Genomic DNA, 16,447 nt, shown 5'->3' with positions numbered 1-16,447 from the left:
ATCACCATCGACGTACAGCCCCGGACATCCCGCCCACAAGGCGAGGGGCCATGATCGTCGATCGCTCGGACGAGTGCCGCGTCTGAAGTGGCCACGGCGCTTTCCGGTCCCGCGCAATCTGGGTGTGGCGGCGCATTCGCGCATCGCCGAGGGGAAATCCTGGCCCGCGCCGGAGGGCGCCACGCGGATCGCAACGCTGCGCATCTATCGCTTCGATCCCGACGGCATGGCCGGCCCGCGGCTGGATACGTTCCGCGTCGATCTGGACGATTGCGAGCCGATGCTGCTCGACGCGCTGATCTGGATGAAAAACAGGATCGACCCGACGCTGACTTTCCGGCGTTCGTGCCGCGAGGGCGTTTGCGGGTCATGCGCCATGACGATCGATGGCACGAATTGGACCGCTTGCACCCGCGCCATGGCTGATCTGGCCCAACCCGCGACGATCTTTCCGCTGGCCAACCTGCCGGTGATCAAGGATCTGGTGCCCGACCAGAGCCGAGCCAGGCATCGACGGCGTTGATCGTCTCGATCATGGCGGTGAAATCCCGGCCCTGAACGATCTTTTCGACCAGACGCAGCTTCTCATCGGCGACGCGGGCGTTTTCGTCCCAGACGGTGATCGTCGCGGTGACATAGGCCGACCAAAGCTGCAACCCGAGGCCGACAGCCCCGGCCAGCGTGGCGCTGGAGGATGGCGACGCTCCGGGGCGCCCCGCCGAGCAGGATCGGCTCGGTCAGGGCGCGATGCACCGGGACCGAGAAGCCTGGAACCGCGTCCAGTTGTTCCAGCCCGGCAGACATCACACCAGCGCCCCGCCGCCGAAGCTGAAGAAGGACAGGAAGACGCCGGAGTCCGCGAAGGCAATGGAGATGCCGAAGACGATCTGGATCAGGCGCCGGAAGCCGCCGCCTGTGTCCCCGAAGGCCAGGGTCAGCCCGGTGACGATGATGATGATCACTGCCACGATCTTCGCCACCGGTCCTTCGACCGAATCGAGGATAGATTGCAGCGGCGCTTCCCAGGGCATCGAGGAACCGGCAGCATGTGCGGCCGGAGCGATGAACAGACTGACATAGGCAGCGGTCGCGGCCGTCGCGGTGCGATGGTGGAGGTGCAGGGCAGGACGGATCATTCTGGTTCTCCAGTGTTTTCTGTCGTGTCGGTATCGGGAATGACGGAGGCGATGCGGTAGTCGCCATCCGGGCCGAGGCCTTCCACGCGGGCGAGTTCGACCAGCGGCGGGATGCACCACGGCCGGCAAGCACGGCGATAAGATCGATGGTCTCGGCGATCAGGGCGCGCGGCACGGTGACGACGGCCTCCTGGATCAGCTGTTCGAGCCGCCGCAATGCGCCGATCCCGGATCCGGCATGGATGGTGCCGATGCCGCCGGATGGCCGGTCGTCCAGGCTTTGAGCAGGTCGAGGGCCTCGGCACCGCGCACCTCGCCGATCGGGATGCGGTCGGGGCGCAGGCGCAGCGAGGACCGGACCAGGTCGGACAGCGTAGCGACACCATCCTTGGTGCGCATGGCGACAAGGTTGGGCGCAGCGCATTGCAGTTCGCGGGTGTCCTCGATGATCCGTCCGCGGAAGAAATGCCAGGTCGAGATGCCCCCAGAGCACCCCTGTTACGCCTGACTCCGAGGTGACCTCGCTGATTTCGACCTGACCTCCGGGTACTTCGCATGGAAGGTGTTAGGCAATTCGGCAAGGAACCCGCCGGACAGGGAGGTCATGATGCCGATGCGCAGAATTCCGGTTGCGCCCTTCTTGAAGGTCCGGGCGCTGTCGACCGCCCGAAGGAGCGTGGTCATTCCGCGCTTGGCATCCTCCACGAACCTGGATCCGGCAGGGGTGAGGTGGGCTCCAGTCGCGTCGCGCTCGAAGAGCTGGAAACACCGCCTTCGCCCCAGGAGGCTGACGCGGCGGTTGACGGTTGTGTACGATAGATCGAGATTCTCGGCCGCCGCGCTGAAGCTGCCGAGGCGCGCGACGAGGATCGCATAGTGGAGAAAGCGGAGATCGAGGGCGATGTCAGGCATAATGAGCCTCGTGCGATGGGCGCAATAGATCGTTCTGGACTGCAAGCTCCACGGAACTGGGCTGATGGAAGCGACACTTGGTCTGAGGATTTCTGGCTTAGAGCCAGGTAGAAAAAGGCTTTAGCGGGCGCAGCAGCGCCCGCTGATCGAACACAGTACTGACTATCCAGGAAATAGACCGCCTCAGCATTCCCCTTACGATGCACACAAAAGAAAAGTCAGCTTCCGTCGCGGTCATGGACCGTGTCGAAGAACAGGTCGCGCCAGTCGTCGGTATCGCTGGCGATCAGCCCGACCCGCGCCATGAAGTTCACATAGGGCAGCAGGCGCTCGGGCGTGGTCGTCCATTTGGTCTGCGGATCCTGGATCAGGGCGACGATCTCTTCCTGGGTCAGGTTCGTGCTCTCGGCCCCGGCCCAGATCTGCGCAGCCTCTTCGGGGTTTTCCTTGATGAAGGCGATGCTTTCCTCAAGCGCGGCCATGAGCGCTCCGACGACCTGGGGGTTCTTCTCGACGAAATCGTTCTTGGCCCAGAGGACCGTGAAGGTGTGGGGGCCGTCCAGGACGTCGTAGCTGTCGAGAATCTTGCGGGCCTGCCCATCCTTCACCTCCTGGTTCTGGAAGGGTGGTGAGCCGAAATGGGCGTTGATCTCGGACTGGCCGCCCAGAAGGGTGAGTTGCGCATCGGGATGGCCCATCGAGACCGTGTAGGTATCGAGGTCGGCATGCTTGCCTTCGCCCAGATATTTCTCGGCCGCCATCTGCAGGGTGATGGCTTGGATCGAGGTCTTGACCGCGGGCAGGGCGATCTTGTCGCCTTGCGAGAAATCGGCGATCGATTCGATCTCGGGATCGGTGGTGACAAGATGCAGCGGCATCGATGACAGGGCGGCCACGCCCTTGATCGTCAGGTTGTTCTGCGTCCGCGCCCAGATCGTCAGCATCGGCGTGGTGCCGCCTGCAGCGATATCCAGATTGCCCGACAGCAGTGCCTCGTTCATGCCCGAACCGCCGGTGAAGCGAAGCCATTCGGTGGTGACATCCACGCCGGCCTCTTTCGCGTGCTTTTCCAGCAGGCCCTGTTCCTGCACCAGAGTCAGCGGCATGTAGCCGATGCCGAACTGCCGGGCCAGCCGGACATTGACGGTCTCGGCGACCGACGGCAATGCCCCGAAAACCGAGATGGCTGTGCCAAGCGCGGCGGCCAGCTTGAAGTGTTTCATGTCTCTCTCTCCCTGAAGCTACGGATTCCCTGTCCGTGAAAAGCTCGCCCCTTTCGGGGCAGGCGGCTGTTCGATGTCAGTGCTGCACGCCCCAGCGCTGGATGGTGTAGCGCTCGACGGTGCGGAAGATCAGGTTCTCCACGATCAGGCCGATGACGATGACGGTCAGCAGGCCGGCGAAGACCTTGGGGATGTCCAGCAGGTTCTTGTTCTCGAAGATGAACCAGCCGAGACCGCCCGAGCCGGAGCTGACGCCGAACACCAGCTCGGCCGCGATCAGCGTCCGCCAGGCGAAGGCCCAGCCGATCTTCAGCCCGGTGAGGATGCTGGGGAAGGCGGCCGGGATCAGGATCTTCGTGATGAAGCCGAAGCCTTTCAGACCGTAGTTCCGGCCGACCATCTTCAGCGTCCTGCTGACGCCCAGAAAGCCGGAATGGGTGTTCAGCGCGATGGCCCAGGTGACCGAATGAACCAGCACGAAGACCAGACTGGCATTGCCGAGCCCGAACCAGATCAGCGCCAGCGGCAAGAGCGCGATGGCCGGCAGCGGGTTGAACATCGAGGTCATGGTTTCGAGGAAGTCCGTCCCGATCCGCGATGCCATCGCCAGCGCGGTCAGCGCGGCGGCCAGCGCAATGCCGATGACATAGCCGGTCAGCAGGACCTTGACCGACACCCACGCCGCCGCGGGCAGGGTGCCGTTCATTAGCGAGCTCAAGAAGGCGCCGGCCGTGGCCGTGAAGGTCGGGAACAGCAGGTCGTTGTTCAGAATCCGGCCGTAGATTTCCCAGATGCAGGCCAGCACGACCAGGATGAACAGCTTGCGCAGCCACGGCTCGCCATAGAGCGTCTGGAAAAGCGAGAGCGGCTGTTCGACGATATCCAGTTCGCCCCCCTCGACCTCGTCGTGATAGATCTCGGGGCGGTCGGTGGCGGCGCCGGGGCGATGGGGCATGACGCGGGCGGTTGCTTCAGGCATGTTCCACCTCCTCGGGTTCGTGGGCGAAAAGCATCTGGTGGATATGGCGCTCCAGCTCGGCGGCCTCTTTCGGATCCGTGGTGCTGTTCAGCTCGGCCTTGACCCGGCCCGGATGCGGAGACAGCAGCAGGATGCGGCTGCCGACCTTGATCGCCTCGGCGATGGAATGGGTGACGAACAGCACGGTGAAGCGGGTATCGTCCCAGAGCTTCAGCAACTCGTCCTGCATCTTGCGCCGGGTCAGGGCGTCCAGCGCGGCGAAGGGTTCGTCCATCAGCAGGATGTCGGGCTCCATTGCCATGCCCCGCGCGATGGCGACGCGCTGCTTCATCCCGCCCGACAGCATGTGCGGATGGCTGTTGGCGAATTTGCCCAGGCCCACCTTCTCGACATATTCCATCGCCTTTTCCTCGGCCTGACGGCGCGGCATGCCCTTGGCGTTCTGCAAGGCGAAGGCGACGTTCTGCTTGACCGTCTTCCACGGCAGAAGCTGGTCGAATTCCTGGAACACCATCATCCGGTCGGGGCCGGGCTGGGTGATCTTGCGGCCCTTCAGCGTCATTTCGCCCTCGGTGGGGGTGATATAGCCGCCGACGGCCTTCTGAAGTGTGGACTTCCCGCAGCCCGACGGCCCGAGCAGGATGAAACGGTCACCCTGATGGACATCGAAGCTGACGCGATAGGTTGCCGTGATCAGATGATGTGGCGTCTTGTACTGAATTGTGACGCCACGAACGGCAAGCAGCGGATCCTGTTGCTGCATGTCTCCTCCCTGCGGTTTCTGGCACGCGGCCCGATACGGGTCGCCCTGATGCTGGCTGCTCCCCCGGAAAGAGGGGAATGGGGTCGATAGCGGTTCCTGCATTCCTCCTTGCAGGTCAGGCGGCGCCCCTGAGACAGCGCATAGCGCCGGTCAGCACATGGGCCACCTCGTGGGAGCACTCTATGTGAAAATTTTACTGCCACAAAACCATTAATTCTTATATATAATGAAAGGTAAATTTACCATAGATCCCTGCGCCGGCAGGTGAGGAACAAGGATTATCCTTACCTGACAACTGGTTGATGGCGGTATCGGGGTAGGGGCAGTCATCTATCCTGCTCCCTTTCGGTTCCGCTGCGGGGCAGGGTGCTGGTCAACAGGAACAACTTGCCGCGGAGCCCGTCTGTCGTCGTCTGCGACCTGTTTTGCTGTGTGGATTGGTTGATTTCGCGGGCGCCGGCGCGCGCATTTCATGGCGGCTCGCATCAGATCATAAATTTTACTTACATAACTATTTAGTATTAGTTCCTTTATGTTAGATAATATCGAGTATACGGTGACAGCACGAGACGAGCCAACAGGTGTGCTGTGAGCGAGATTACAAAGACAATGGAGGTTTCGGTCTGGCGCGGATCGGGAGATCAGGGCGCCTACGAGACCTTCTCGGTGCCAGCCCAGGACAATCAGACCGTACTCGATGTCGTCAGCTGGATTCAGCAGACCGTCGATCCGTCCCTGACCTATCGCTATGCCTGCCGCGTGGGCATGTGCGGATCCTGCGCGATGATGGTCAACGGCCAGCCGCGCTGGACCTGCCGGACCCATGTCAAGCGTGTGCTGGCGGATGGCAAGCTGCAGATCGGTCCGCTGCGGAACCTGCCGGTGATCAAGGATCTGGCGGCGGACATGGATCCGTTCTTCGACAAATGGGTGAAGGCCGGCGGCGTTCACAAGCCCAGCCGCAGCCGCGCCGAACCGATTCAGGAGGTCAGCCCGGAGGAGCCCGGCCGCGTCGTCGCGAATACCGCGATCGAATGCATCAACTGTGCGGTCTGCTATGCCTCCTGCGATACGGTCGCGGGCAATCCCGATTACCTCGGCCCGGCGGCGCTGCAACGCGCCTGGACGCTGTATAACGACGTGAAGGTGGAGGACCGGCAGGCCGTCCTCGACACCGTGACCGGGCGGGGCGGCTGCACGAACTGCCATTCGCAGGGCAGCTGCACGCGCTTCTGCCCGAACGAACTCGATCCGCTGAGTGCCATCGCCGGGCTCAAGCGCGCCGCCGCGCGGTCGTTCCTGAAGGGGAGGGGATGATGCTCAATCTTCATTACTACATGGCGCAGCGGCTGAGCGCGATGGTCATGGGGCCGCTGGTGCTGGGGCATCTCGCCGTCATGATCTACGCCATCCAGGGCGGCCTCAGCAGCGCGGAGATCCTGTCGCGCACGCAGGGAAGCATCGCCTGGTTCCTGTTCTATGGTGCCTTCGTCGTCGCGGTATCCATCCACGCGGCAATCGGCCTGCGCGTCATCCTGCATGAGACGACCGGATTGCGGGGCCGCCTTCTTGAGATATTCACCTGGGGCGTCGGGATCGTCCTTCTGTTCATGGGCGCGCGCGCCGTTTCGGCCGTGACGATGCTGTGATGATGAAGCCGCATCGCAAACACCCGCTCTGGCTGGCCTATATGCTGCACCGGCTGTCGGGGCTGGCGCTGGCCCTGTTCCTGCCCGCGCATTTCTATGTGCTGTCGCTGGCGCTGACGCGGCCGCAGCAGCTGGACCGCTTCCTGAGCTTCGCCGACAACCCGCTGGTGAAATTCGCGGAATTCGGGCTGGTCTTCCTGTTGGCTGCACATTTCTTCGGCGGGCTGCGCCTGCTGGCGCTGGAGTTCCTGCCCTGGTCGCCGCGGCAGAAAAGCCTCGCGGCGGCAACGATTGCCGGCGCCTTCCTGATCTCCGGAACCTTTCTGCTGCGGGCGGTGTGAACCATGGCTGCGACATTCGACATCGAACGGGACGAAACCGACATCCTGATCCTCGGTTCGGGCGGAGCGGGGCTGTTCGCGGCGCTGCATGCCCAGCAAAGCGCGCCGCCGGGCACGCGGATCACGCTGGCCGTCAAGGGGCTGGTCGGCAAATGCGGCTGCACGCGCATGGTGCAGGGCGGCTATAACGTCGCGCTTGGCGGCGGCGATACGGTCGAGCGGCATTTCATGGACACGATCAACGGCGGCAAGTGGTTGCCAAACCAGGACATGGCCTGGCGGCTATGCGAGCAAGCCGTCGTCCGCATCCGCGAGTTGGAAAACGAGATCGGCTGCTTCTTCGACCGCAATCCCGACGGCACACTGCATCAAAAGGCTTTTGCTGGCCAGACCGCCGACCGCACCGTCCACAAGGGCGACCTGACCGGCATCGAGATCATCAGCCGGCTGATGGAGCAGGTGCTGGCCCGCCCGATCCGCAAGCTGCAGGAACACCGCGCCATCGGGCTGATCCCGACCGCGGACGGGGCCTCGCTGGCGGGGGTGCTGTTCATCGACATGCGGACAGGCCGGTTCCGCTTCGTGCGCGCCAAATGCGTGATGATGGGCACCGGCGGCGGCCCGACCATGTACAAGTATCACACACCCTCGGGCGACAAGACCATGGACGGCCTGGCCATGGCGCTGCGCATCGGCCTGCCGCTGCGCGACATGGAGATGGTGCAGTTCCACCCCACGGGCCTGCTGGCGGGCGACCATACCCGGATGACTGGCACGGTGCTTGAAGAAGGCTTGCGCGGCGCCGGCGGTCAGCTGCTGAATGCCCGTGGCGACCGCTTCATGTTCGACTATGACGCACGCGGCGAGCGGGCCACGCGCGACGTGGTCAGCCGCGGTATCTATGCCGAGATGCGCAAGAACAACGATCCTGCGCAAGTCGGCATGTTCATTTCCATGAGCCACCTCGGCCCCGAGAACGTGCGCAAGAAATTCGCAGGCATGGTCAAGCGCTGCGCCGACAGCGGCTTTGACCTGGCCGCGGGCAAGGTCGAGGTGGTGCCGACCGCGCATTACTTCATGGGCGGCGTTGTCGTTGATCCCGATACACGCACCGAGATGGAGGGGCTTTATGTCGCGGGCGAGGATGCCGGCGGCGCGCATGGCTCGAACCGTCTGGGCGGCAATGGCGTGGCGAACTCGACCGTCTTCGGCGGCATCGCCGGCGACGTGATGGGCGCCGACATTCGCCGCATGGGCGCGCTGCGCGATCCCGACGAGACCGTGCTGGCGGCCGAGGTCGAACGCGCCAGCCATCCGTTCTCGCGCACGGCGGCGCCGATCCAGCCGCTGCGCCACAAGCTGCAGGAGGCGATGTGGGAGGATGTGGGCGTCATGCGCACCGGCGCCGGCCTGCAACGTGGCCAGAAGCGCATCGCCGAGATCCGCGACGAGCTGATGCAGACCGGGGTCGATCCGGCGAACCTGGCCTTCAACCTGACCTGGCACGACTGGCTGAACCTGGCCTCGCTGGTCGAGGTGTCCGAGATCATCGCGCGGGCGGGCGAGTTGCGCGAGAACTCGCGCGGCGCGCATTTCCGCGAGGATTTCCCCGAAAGCGGCGATCTTGAGACCTCGTATTTCACTCTCGCGCGGAAAAAGGGCGACGACCTGACGCTGAGCCGCGAACAGGTGCAGTTCACCATCGTCCGCCCTGGGGAAACGATCCTGCCCGCGCATGAACCCGAAACGCTCGTTGCAACCCAGTGAGAGGGGCCGGGCGCGCGTCCCGGCACAGGAGGAAGCTGACGTGATACCGATCAACCTGATCCAATCCACCGCCGAGGATCTCATGGCCAAGGCCGCCATCGAGATACCCGACGATTACCTGCAGGGCCTGAAGGCCGCCGCAAAGACCGAGGACGGCGACCTGTCGTCCTTCGTCCTGCAGGCGATGCTGGAGAATTACGAGGCTGCCAAGCAGGACCGCCGCGCGATGTGCGGCGACACCGGAACACCGCGCTGGTATGTCAAGATGGGCAACGACACCCGCATCGAGGGTGGTCCCATCGCACTCGAGGAGGCGCTGCGCCGTGCCACCGCCAACGCCACGAACGGCGTGCCTCTGCGGCCGAACCGGGTGCATCCGCTGTGGCGCACCGACCACAACAACAATGTCGGCATCGGCGCGCCCGAGATCGAATATGGCTATGAGCCCGGCGGCGAATGGATCGACCTGATCACCGTCCACAAGGGTGGGCTGTTCGGCACCGATTACCGGATGCTGTTCCCCTCGGATGGGATCCAGGGCATCAAGCGGTTCTATCTCGACAGCCTGGTGGCCTTCGGCAAGCGCGGGCTGGCCTGCCAGCCGGCGATCATCGGCATCGGGCTCGGTGGCTGCAAGGATACCTGCATGGTGCTGGGCAAGCGCGCCGCCTGCCTGCGCACGGTGGGCGACCGCAACAGCGATCCGCGCATCGCTGCGCTGGAGGAAGAATTCAAGGAACTCGGCAATTCCATCGGCATGGGGGCGATGGGCTTTGTCGGCAAGAACATGGTGATCGATACCCATATCGAGGTCGGCTACTGCCATACCGGCGGCATGCAGATGTCGGTCCATGCCTTCTGCCTGTCCTCGCGCCGCGCCGTGGCCCGCATTTATCCCGACGGGCGGGTCGAGCATCGCACCGATCCCGACTGGTTCACCCCCTATCAACGCCGCGAGACCGTGGGCTGGGATATGGCAATGGAGGCCGCCGAATGAAACCGCGTGAAGTCATCCTGTCCACCACCCCCACGCCCGAGGAGATCGCCGCGCTGCGCATGGGCGACATCGTCTATCTGAACGGGCTGATGTATACTGCGCGCGAAGGCGTCTATATGCGCGCGCTGGAGGACAAGGCGAACATCCCGATGGAACTGCCGTCGCAGAGCGCGGCGAATTTCCACTGCTCGCCCGCCGCGACCATCCGCGAGGATGGCAGCTTCGACATGGGCGCCGTCACCGCCACGGCCAGCTTCCGCTTTGCCAAATGGCTGCCCGAGTGGATGGCCAAGACCGGCGCCAAGCTGATCATCGGCAAGGGCGGCATGTCGTCCAGGGACTACAAGGAATATTTCGTCCCGAACGGTGCCATCTACCTGTCCACCGTGGGTTACGGCACCGGCGCGCTTCTGGGCCGCGGGGTCGAGAATGTCGAGGCCGTGCACTGGAATGAGGAACTCGGCCTGGCCCAGGCGATGTGGGTGATCCGCTGCAACCGGATGGGGCCGTTCCTGGTGGCCTCGGACCTGGAAGGCAACTGCCTGTTCGAACGCGAGAACGCCAAGATCGCCGAGAACCTGGAGCGCGTCTACGAAGGCACCAAGCCTGCCGTCCTGAAGCGGTTCGGCGAGACCGATGACCGCCGGGACGAACTCATCGGATGAAGCAGTTTGCTCTTGCTACGCCATCCATAGCGCGGCTGCTGTTCCCCGGCATTCTCTCGGCTGTCACGGTAGCGCTGGCCGCACGCTTCCTCTCGGATCACTATGGCGCGCCGATCATGCTTATGGCCCTGCTGCTCGGCATGGCCTTCACTTTTTTGGCTGAACCGGACTCCTCGACCGCGGCTGGCATCGAGTTCGCCGCAAAGAAGCTTCTGCGTTTCGGTGTCGCTCTGCTGGGCCTCGGTATCACGGTTCAGCAGATCGCAGCAGCGGGGCTGGGTGTCGTCTTCATTACCTTTGCCGGCGTCGGGCTGACCATCGCTGCGGGCGTGATCTTGTCCCGACTGTTCGGCCGCTCGCTGTCCTTCGGCCTGCTGACGGGCGGTGCGGTTGCGATTTGCGGTGCCTCGGCGGCTCTGGCGATCTCGTCGGTGCTCCCCAAGGACGATCCCAATCACGAGCGCGACACCATCTTCACGGTCATTGCCGTCACCGCGCTGTCAACACTGGCGATGATCGTCTATCCGATGGTCGGTGCGGCACTCGGCATGTCCGAACATGCGATGGGGGTCTTTTTCGGAGCCACCATCCACGACGTGGCACAGGTCGTTGGCGCCGGCTATTCCGTCTCAGACGAGACCGGGGCGACCGCCACCTTCGTCAAGCTGCTGCGCGTCGCGCTGCTGGTCCCGGTCGTCGTCACAATCTCGCTATTGTTTGGCAAAAGCCGCGCGCCCGGCCAGTCGCTGCCGATTCCTTTCTTCGTGATCGGCTTTGCCGCGCTGGTGCTGATCGGCAGCGCCAAGCTCATCCCGCCCGAAGTGACGGCGTTGTTGCTTGAACTGTCCCGTTGGTGCCTGGTCACCGCCATCGCCGCGCTCGGAATGAAAACCTCGCTGAAAAAGCTGGGCGAGGTCGGCGGCACCGCGATCGGCATCGTCTGCTGCCTGACCGTGCTGCTGGCTGTCTTCGCGCTGGTCACCATCCACCTGCTTCATTTCTGAACCAAACCTGACTGAAGGAAGATCGCGATGTTCATCGACATGCGGACCTATACGCTGAAGAACGGCAATGTGCCCAAATTCCTCAAGCTCTATGAAGAAGAGGGACTGGCGGTGCAGACCCGCATCCTTGGCAACATGGTGGGCTATTACTTCACCGACATCGGTCCGCTGAACCAGATCGTGCATATGTGGGGCTATGACAGCATGGACGACCGTTGGGAGCGTCGCAAGGCGTTGCAAGCGTCGGAGGAATGGCAGGCCTATGCCGTTCAGATGCGCCCGCTGGTCGATCACATCGAGAACAAGATCTTGATCCCGGCGCCCTTTTTCAAGCAAGCCTGAACTTCCGGACTGGAAAAGGGGGCCGGCAACATTCGCCGGCCCCTTTTCACATGAGTTCGCGCAGGGCAAGCGCCACGCCCGAGGCGAACATCACCCCGATCAGCAACCGGCGAAACTGGGTGTCGTTCAGGTGGTGAAACAGCCTGATGCCGAGCTGAGCGCCGATGATGGTGGTCGGCAGAGCCATCGCGATCAACAGCAGGGTTTCGCGGTCGTAGAGGCCCTGCAGGGCAAAAAGCGCGACGGCCATACCCAGGATACCGACGTTATAGGGCTGTAGCACCGCGCGGGTCTCGCCTTTGGGCCAGGGGCGCATGGCGCACCACATCGTCGGCAGTGCCCCCGACAGGGATGCCGCGCCGCCCAGGACGCCCCCCGTAAAGCCGATGCCGACGTCAATCAGGGGCGTCGGTCGTTCGAAACGGGGCAGTGAACGGCGCAGCGTGAAGAAACCGCCATAGGTGATCATGAAGCCGGCGATTACCAGCTTCAACACCGGCGCGCTGATCACGCTCAGCAAGCTCACCCCCAAGGGCAGCCCGATCAGCCCCGGCGCGAGAAAGCGTGCCAGCCGGCCTGGGCGGTCGCGGATCTCGCGCCGGGTGATCCACAGCCCCTGCAAGCCGCTCACCACCGACATGACCACAACAATGGCCACCGCCTGTGGCGGCGGCATGATCTGCAACCAAAATCCCAGGGACAGCAGGGCCGTGCCGAATCCCGCCAGGCCGTTGATGAACCCGCCGGCGAATGCTCCGGCAAGAAGCGCCATGATGAAGCCTGTCGTCATGGGGTCGGCGTCCTTGCCGGATATGCGGGTGAAATCGCGCTGCCTTTCAAGGCAGGGCGGGTGAGGCCATTCGGGGTGATCCGGACAGGTGATAGATGATCGGTCATGATTGCTTTCGGGTCGATGCGGCGGCCAGCCACAATTTCTTCTTACAGTCATGTAAATAAAATCTTATATTATTTACATATACTTAAGATGCGCGCCCCGCAGCGGCAATGCAAGTGCAACCTTCCCTTGCGGTACGTCACGAGATCCGGGCGATCGTCTCGGGCGAGAAGATACCCACCTCGACGGCGCGCTCCATCGCGCGGGCGATCTCGCCCAGGACGCGGTTCTTGGTGCTGTCTTTGCGCTGCACCAGACCTAGGTGCCGCATGGGCGCGTCTTTGGGCGCCAGCGGGATGCGCCGCAAGGGAGGCGGATTGGCGATCCTGACGCAGGATTCGGGAACGATCGAGACCCCGAGCCCGGCCAGCGCCATGCTGTAGATCGCCTCAAGCCCAGCCAGTTCCATGCTGTCCTTGGCGGCGATATTGTTGGATAGCAGCCATTTCTCGATGATCGAGCCCACCACGGCATCGCGGGTGAACCGGATGAAAGGGTTTTCATTCAGGATCCTGACCGGGTCGTCGTCCTTGATCTGTTCGGAACAGATCAGGACCAGTTCCTCGGAGGCGATGGGATGCCAGATCAACTCACGCGGCAGCATGTCGGGCTTGGAGATCAGCGCGCCATCAAGTGCGTTTCGCTCGACTTGGTGGATCAGCGGGATGGACAGGCCAGGGAACAGCCCCACGTGCAGTTCCGGGCATTTCGTTTTCAGCATGGCGGTGGCAAAGGGCACCAACCCGATCAGCGTCGTCGGCACCGCGCCCAAGTTGAAATCGCCTTTGAGGCCATCGTCGCCCAGAACCGACGGCACGATGTCGTCATAGGCGCGCACCACCTCGCGCGCCTTGGCCAGCAGCGCCCGCCCGATCGGGGTTAGTTCCGGGGTGCGTTTCGAGCGATCGAAGACCGCGACCTGCCATTCCGCCTCCAGCGCGCGCATCTGCTGGCTGACGGCGGCATGTGTGACGAAAACCGCATCTGCCGCGGCGCTGAAGGTGCCGTGATCGGCGACGGCGATGAGTGTTCTAAGTATTCGTATGGACATGGCGGCCCTCCATGCCAAACAACAATAGTTATGCTTACATTTAATGCAATCATAATTTTATTTGATTTAGATATACTTTCACTTCAGATCAGGCAGGGGATGCAAGCTCATTCAGCAGCCAGCAAGAGGGAACCGATGGGGGGCGCTTTTCAAACGACCCGCGCTTTGCGGCAGCAGGCCTGTTTCACGGGGGCGTGGCGTAGCTCGTCGGCCGGTGCAAGCATCGCCGTCACCTGCCCCGCGACGGGCGAGCATATCGGTGACGTGCCGCGACTGACGCGCGAGGCTGCCGCAACGGCCTTCACCGAATGATCTGCCCGCACCGCCGCACAGCGGGCGCAGATCCTGAAGCGCTGGCACGCGCTGATCCTGCAAGAGCGCGAGGGGTTGGCGCAGATCCTGACCCTGGAACAGGGCAAGCCGCTGGCGGAATCACGTGTGGAAATCGACATCAGCGCCGCCTGTGTCGAATGGTTCGCCGAGGCCCACCAGCAATGACAGGATGAGCAAGACGGAAAGGGTCATGCGGGTGGGCCTTCGCTGCCAGGCGGTTACATGGAACGGGCGTGGGAGCACCGAAGGCTCGCCAGATTCTCACATCAAGATGCTGCTCGCTTCCACGTCACGGGAACCGCAGAGAGACCGTTGGCGAGCGCAAACCCGAGGCAAGGCGCGCCCGCCTTCCATTTTCATCGGGGCCTGCAAGTCAAATCGCGGGTCCCCGATCGTTCGTGCAGGCAATGCTGGTTGTCGTATGGCTCCTTGCCGGAGCCATGCGATTTGATTCACGCGATTCTGGACAGCAGCGTCTCGGGCAGTTCGATCCCTTCGGCGGCGGCTTTCCGGCGTTGAGCAATGCGTCGCGAGCCGGGGATGCGGGCGTTTTTCTGCGCTGCAATGGCGGCGGCCAGGTGCTCGACATGGCTCAGCGTGCTCGATCCACCCAGAACCCGGGGGTTGAGGGTGATGATCAACTGCCCCGTGGAGGGTGGCCCGCCCTGGTCGTCGAGGAAAGACGAGGCGTTGGCCGCGTATTGCGCCCCCGTCAGCCCCGCCGCCAGCAGTTCGACCATCAGCGCCAGTGCCGTGCCCTTGGCATCGCCAAGCGGCAGCATGGTTCCCGCCAGCGCTGCGACCGGATCGGTGGTCGGCTGGCCCTGGGCATCAAGCGCCCAGCCCTCGGGGATCGGCGTGCCCTTTTGCTTGGCCGCCATGATATTGCCGCGCGCCACCTTGGAGAGCGACATATCGATGACGATCGGTGCGCCGTTTGTGCGTGGGCAGGCGAAGGCAATGGGATTGGTGCCGAACAAGGCGGTGGTGCCGCCCCATGGCGCGATGGCTGCAGGGGTATTGGCGAACAGCAGGGCCGCCAGTCCTTGTTCGGCCAGCCGCTCGACCACGAGCCCAGCTGCCCCGCAATGATGCGAGCGATGGATCGAGGCGGCGGCGATGCCGGTTTCCCGTGCGATGGCGGGAAGCTGCTCGACCGCAAGATCGAGGGCCGGATAGGCGAAGCCATGGGCGGCGTCGATGCGCAAGACCGAGGTCGCGACGCGCTCGGCCACAGGGACGGCGCTGGGGTCGATCTTGCCGCTGCGCACCTGCGAGAGATAGCTGGGCAGGCGCGACAATCCGTGGCCCTTCAGCCCGTCGGCCTCGGCCCCGACCAGGGCACATGCTACGGACAGGGCCGCTTGTTCGGCAACCCCCTCGTCCCGGAGGGCGGCGGCAACGGCGGCCTGCGCCTGTGCAATGGATGCTTTCGTCATGCCTGTTCCCGCTCCAGATGGTCGAGGACATTCCTGACCGTCAGCCACGAAACCCGGTCGTTCGATTCCACCGTGACGCCGGCGATATGGGGTGTCAGCACCAGGTTGGGCACGTCGGCGAAGGCTGCGCCTGCCTCGGCGCTCAGCGGCTCGGTCTCGAACACGTCGAGGGCGGCACCGCCAAGCGTTCCGCTTTTCAGCGCGGCGACGGTCGCGGCCTCGTCCACGACGTCGCCGCGCGCCGCATTGATCAGGATCGCGTCGTTGCGCATGCGCGAAATCGCCGCCGCATCGATCATTCGCCGGGTGTCCGCGGTCAGCGGCACATGTAGCGAGACCACGTCCGATCCGGCCAGCAGGTCATCAAGGGACAGCGGTGTGACCTTGCCCCAGCTCTGGGTCCAGACCGGGCTGTCGGCCGTCAGGAAGGGATCATAAGCCACCACCGTCATGCCAAGAGCTACGGCCCGCTGAGCCGTCGCCCGTGCGATGCTGCCAAAGCCGATCAGGCCCAGCACCTTGCCGGAAATCTCGCGCCCGGTCAGGCGGTTGCGCGGCCATGTTCCGGCTACCAGATCGGCATTCGCGCGATAGGCCCCCCGCAACAGCAGCATGGCAGTGCCGATGACATATTCTGCCACCGAATCGTCGTTCGCGCCCATGGCGGGGCAGACCGCGATTCCTCGCGCCTTGCAGGCTTCCATGTCGATATTGTCCAGCCCGACGCCCAGGCGGCCGACAACGTGCAGATGGGGTGCAAGATCCAGCAAGGCCGGGCGGACCTGCGTGCGGTTGCGCACGATCAGCGCGCGGGCATGGGCCAGATGGCCCGCCAGTTCGTCGGGCCTGTCGACGAGCATGGGGTCATAAACCACATCCCGACCGGAAAGGCCTTCGCGAACGGCGGCCTCGTCCATGAATTCCGTAATGACTATCATAGTGGTTCCTCAA

General features: G+C 63.7%; 19 protein-coding genes and 3 pseudogenes. 10 read left to right on the top strand and 12 right to left on the bottom strand.

Annotated elements, in window-relative coordinates:
• Positions 1–226 precede the first annotated feature (226 nt).
• Positions 227–523: a 2Fe-2S iron-sulfur cluster-binding protein gene (locus FE811_RS15945; RefSeq protein ID WP_219848891.1), complete on the top strand. Its 297-nt coding sequence runs from the start codon at positions 227–229 to the stop codon at positions 521–523.
• On the opposite strand, the gene FE811_RS15940 is transcribed toward FE811_RS15945, so the two are convergent.
• The 8 genes and pseudogenes from FE811_RS15940 to FE811_RS15910 all read right to left on the bottom strand — a co-directional run bounded on the left by FE811_RS15940 (position 474) and on the right by FE811_RS15910 (position 5,013).
• Complete coding sequence (locus FE811_RS15940) at positions 474–656, bottom strand: hypothetical protein (protein WP_140848100.1); 183 nt, start codon at positions 654–656, stop codon at positions 474–476. The genes FE811_RS15945 and FE811_RS15940 overlap by 50 nt on opposite strands.
• A pseudogene (locus FE811_RS27925) lies at positions 645–804 on the bottom strand (conjugal transfer protein); the annotation flags it as partial. The gene FE811_RS15940 and the pseudogene FE811_RS27925, both read right to left, overlap by 12 nt.
• The gene (locus FE811_RS15935; RefSeq protein ID WP_140848098.1) at positions 804–1,136 is read right to left on the bottom strand and encodes a TrbC/VirB2 family protein; all 333 of its coding nucleotides are present in this window, start codon (positions 1,134–1,136) and stop codon (positions 804–806) included. The pseudogene FE811_RS27925 and the gene FE811_RS15935, both read right to left, overlap by 1 nt.
• A pseudogene (locus FE811_RS15930) lies at positions 1,133–1,586 on the bottom strand (ATPase, T2SS/T4P/T4SS family); the annotation flags it as partial. The gene FE811_RS15935 and the pseudogene FE811_RS15930, both read right to left, overlap by 4 nt.
• Positions 1,587–1,634: 48 nt before the next feature.
• Positions 1,635–2,048, bottom strand: a complete 414-nt coding sequence (locus tag FE811_RS15925; protein WP_140848096.1) for a LysR family transcriptional regulator — start codon at positions 2,046–2,048, stop codon at positions 1,635–1,637.
• A gap of 218 nt (positions 2,049–2,266) precedes the next feature.
• A complete protein-coding gene (locus FE811_RS15920) occupies positions 2,267–3,271 on the bottom strand; it encodes an ABC transporter substrate-binding protein (protein WP_036759403.1) in 1,005 nt (334 codons plus the stop codon).
• Positions 3,272–3,347: 76 nt separating this feature from the next.
• Positions 3,348–4,250: an ABC transporter permease gene (locus tag FE811_RS15915; protein ID WP_255469749.1), complete on the bottom strand. Its 903-nt coding sequence runs from the start codon at positions 4,248–4,250 to the stop codon at positions 3,348–3,350.
• Complete coding sequence (locus tag FE811_RS15910) at positions 4,243–5,013, bottom strand: ABC transporter ATP-binding protein (protein ID WP_036759405.1); 771 nt, start codon at positions 5,011–5,013, stop codon at positions 4,243–4,245. Before FE811_RS15910 ends, FE811_RS15915 begins: the two co-directional genes overlap by 8 nt.
• Positions 5,014–5,622: 609 nt before the next feature.
• Here FE811_RS15910 and FE811_RS15905 point away from each other — a divergent pair.
• The 8 genes from FE811_RS15905 to FE811_RS15870 are packed head-to-tail and all read left to right on the top strand — an operon-like array spanning position 5,623 to position 11,778.
• The gene (locus FE811_RS15905; RefSeq protein WP_140848095.1) at positions 5,623–6,330 is read left to right on the top strand and encodes a succinate dehydrogenase/fumarate reductase iron-sulfur subunit; all 708 of its coding nucleotides are present in this window, start codon (positions 5,623–5,625) and stop codon (positions 6,328–6,330) included.
• A complete protein-coding gene (locus tag FE811_RS15900) occupies positions 6,330–6,662 on the top strand; it encodes a succinate dehydrogenase (RefSeq protein WP_036759444.1) in 333 nt (110 codons plus the stop codon). Before FE811_RS15905 ends, FE811_RS15900 begins: the two co-directional genes overlap by 1 nt.
• Positions 6,662–7,003: a succinate dehydrogenase, cytochrome b556 subunit gene (gene sdhC / locus FE811_RS15895; RefSeq protein ID WP_140848093.1), complete on the top strand. Its 342-nt coding sequence runs from the start codon at positions 6,662–6,664 to the stop codon at positions 7,001–7,003. The genes FE811_RS15900 and sdhC overlap by 1 nt, the downstream gene beginning before the upstream one ends.
• A gap of 3 nt (positions 7,004–7,006) precedes the next feature.
• Complete coding sequence (locus FE811_RS15890; RefSeq protein WP_140848092.1) at positions 7,007–8,770, top strand: L-aspartate oxidase; 1,764 nt, start codon at positions 7,007–7,009, stop codon at positions 8,768–8,770.
• A gap of 40 nt (positions 8,771–8,810) precedes the next feature.
• A complete protein-coding gene (locus tag FE811_RS15885; protein WP_114536183.1) occupies positions 8,811–9,767 on the top strand; it encodes a fumarate hydratase in 957 nt (318 codons plus the stop codon).
• Entirely contained in the window at positions 9,764–10,432 is a 669-nt protein-coding gene (locus FE811_RS15880; protein ID WP_036759411.1) for a fumarate hydratase C-terminal domain-containing protein, read from the top strand. Before FE811_RS15885 ends, FE811_RS15880 begins: the two co-directional genes overlap by 4 nt.
• On the top strand, positions 10,429–11,436 hold the full coding sequence (locus FE811_RS15875; RefSeq protein WP_072463786.1) for a YeiH family protein: 1,008 nt from the start codon (positions 10,429–10,431) through the stop codon (positions 11,434–11,436). Before FE811_RS15880 ends, FE811_RS15875 begins: the two co-directional genes overlap by 4 nt.
• Positions 11,437–11,463: 27 nt before the next feature.
• A complete protein-coding gene (locus FE811_RS15870; protein WP_072463787.1) occupies positions 11,464–11,778 on the top strand; it encodes an NIPSNAP family protein in 315 nt (104 codons plus the stop codon).
• A 46-nt stretch (positions 11,779–11,824) separates the two neighbouring features.
• Here FE811_RS15870 and FE811_RS15865 read toward each other — a convergent pair whose 3' ends face one another.
• Both FE811_RS15865 and FE811_RS15860 read right to left on the bottom strand, forming a co-directional pair.
• Positions 11,825–12,568 carry a sulfite exporter TauE/SafE family protein gene (locus FE811_RS15865; protein ID WP_140848090.1) on the bottom strand — a complete coding sequence of 248 codons (744 nt, stop codon included), beginning with the start codon at positions 12,566–12,568 and terminating at the stop codon, positions 11,825–11,827.
• 244 nt (positions 12,569–12,812) lie between these two features.
• Positions 12,813–13,724 carry a LysR family transcriptional regulator gene (locus FE811_RS15860; protein WP_072463789.1) on the bottom strand — a complete coding sequence of 304 codons (912 nt, stop codon included), beginning with the start codon at positions 13,722–13,724 and terminating at the stop codon, positions 12,813–12,815.
• Between the two features lie 330 nt (positions 13,725–14,054).
• Here FE811_RS15860 and FE811_RS15855 point away from each other — a divergent pair.
• Positions 14,055–14,222, top strand: a pseudogene (locus FE811_RS15855) (aldehyde dehydrogenase family protein); the annotation flags it as partial.
• Between the two features lie 287 nt (positions 14,223–14,509).
• Here FE811_RS15855 and FE811_RS15850 read toward each other — a convergent pair.
• Both FE811_RS15850 and FE811_RS15845 read right to left on the bottom strand, forming a co-directional pair.
• Positions 14,510–15,496 (bottom strand): Ldh family oxidoreductase, encoded by a 987-nt coding sequence (locus FE811_RS15850; RefSeq protein ID WP_140848088.1) that lies wholly within the window; start codon positions 15,494–15,496, stop codon positions 14,510–14,512.
• Positions 15,493–16,434, bottom strand: coding sequence for a hydroxyacid dehydrogenase (locus FE811_RS15845; RefSeq protein WP_140848087.1), 942 nt, complete (start codon positions 16,432–16,434; stop codon positions 15,493–15,495). Before FE811_RS15845 ends, FE811_RS15850 begins: the two co-directional genes overlap by 4 nt.
• Between the last annotated feature and the right edge of the window lie 13 nt (positions 16,435–16,447).

It is taken from the genome of Paracoccus sp. FO-3, assembly GCF_006386455.1.
GTDB lineage: Bacteria > Pseudomonadota > Alphaproteobacteria > Rhodobacterales > Rhodobacteraceae > Paracoccus > Paracoccus versutus.
This window is presented reverse-complemented; position numbering and strand designations above follow the sequence as displayed.